Raw genomic sequence first — 349 nt, forward strand, 5'->3', positions numbered from 1 at the left:
CGCCTTCTTCTCTTCACTCTCCACTTCTTTTTCTATCTTCGGCGACAAATGGGATTCAATCAGCCCGTGTTTATAACGGCCTTCAGGAACGGTATAAATGCTATAAATTGCTTTTGGGGCGAAAGGATGCACTCGCTGCCTAGGTCTATTGACTACTCCGGCCATTTTAAACGACATTAATAGCCCAGCGCCGGCGCCAACAAACATCATCGGCCCGACCAGCACCACACCAATAAGCGAAATAGCAATACCGGCATAACCAGAGTAACGTAAGGCAGCAAAGCAGGCATCAGGGACTAAAGTCAGCTCGGTGACTATTATCCCTTTTTCGGTTAGGGTTACTGTTTGC

1 pseudogene is annotated in these 349 nt (G+C 47.9%); it reads right to left on the minus strand.

Going from position 1 to position 349, the window contains the following annotated elements:
- Positions 1-349: pseudogene (locus OH455_RS23325) on the minus strand (hypothetical protein); the annotation flags it as partial.

It is taken from the genome of Vibrio sp. T11.5 (assembly GCF_027587155.1).
In the GTDB taxonomy this organism is placed as follows: domain Bacteria; phylum Pseudomonadota; class Gammaproteobacteria; order Enterobacterales; family Vibrionaceae; genus Vibrio; species Vibrio neptunius.